Consider the following 1,124-nt stretch of genomic DNA (forward strand, 5'->3'; position numbering starts at 1 on the left):
CGATGCGCTGTTCGAGCCGCAGCGCATCGCGCGGCTCGGCGCGCACTACGTGGCGCTGCTGCGCGCGCTGGTCGGGCAGCCGCAGGCGCGCGTCGGCGAGGTCGCACTGCTCGGCGCGGACGACCGGGCGCTGCTGCGGCAGTGGAGCGTCAACGGCGAGCAGCATGCGTACGACGCGCCGGTGCACCGGCTGTTCGAGCGGCAGGCGCAGCAGCAGCCGCAGGCGATCGCGCTGGTGTTCGGCGAGCAGACGCTGGGTTACGGCGAACTGAACCGCCGCGCCAACCGGCTCGCGCACCGGCTGATCGCCGAAGGCGTCGGGCCGGACACGCGTGTCGGCATCGCGATGGAGCGTTCGTTCGAGATGGTCATCGGCCTGCTGGCGATCCTGAAGGCCGGCGGCGCCTATGTGCCGCTGGACCCGGAGCATCCGGACGAGCGGCTGGCGTACATGCTCGACGACAGCGGCATCGCGCTGCTGCTGACGCGGCCCCACCTGGCGGCGCGTTTCGGCGGCCGGCCGGCGCTGTCGGTGCTGCAAGTCGACGGCGATGCGATCGACCAGCCCGGCATCGACACTGACCCCGTCGTCGCGCTGCACGGCCAGCACCTGGCCTACGTGATCTACACCTCCGGTTCGACTGGCCGGCCCAAGGGCGCCGCGAACCACCACCGCGCGCTGCACAACCGCCTGGCGTGGATGCAACAGGCGCATGGCCTGACGCCGCACGACACCGTGCTGCAGAAGACGCCGTTCGGCTTCGACGTGTCGGTGTGGGAGTTCTTCTGGCCGCTGATGACCGGCGCGCGGCTGGTGCTGGCCGCCCCCGGCGAGCACAAGGATCCGGCGCGGCTCGCGGCGCTGATCCGCCGGCAGCGCGTCACGACGCTGCATTTCGTGCCGTCGATGCTGCAGGCCTTCCTCGCGCATGCCGAGGTCGAGCGCTGCGACAGCCTGGCGCGCGTGATCTGCAGCGGCGAGGCGCTTCCCGCCGAGGCGCAGAACGAGCTGCTGCGCCGCCTGCCCCAGGCCGGGCTGTTCAACCTGTACGGCCCGACCGAGGCGGCGATCGACGTGACGCAATGGCGTTGTCGCGATGATGGCCTGGTGCGCGTCGCGATCG

The 1,124-nt window shown here is 72.0% G+C and carries 1 protein-coding gene; it reads left to right on the forward strand.

Annotated elements, in window-relative coordinates; genetic code table 11:
* Window positions 1-1,124: AMP-binding protein (locus AC1D12_RS33820; RefSeq protein WP_477845448.1), on the forward strand; the 1,124-nt coding region annotated here is incomplete at both ends.

The sequence above is a fragment of the Rhizobacter sp. P1_G5 genome (genome assembly GCF_056405435.1).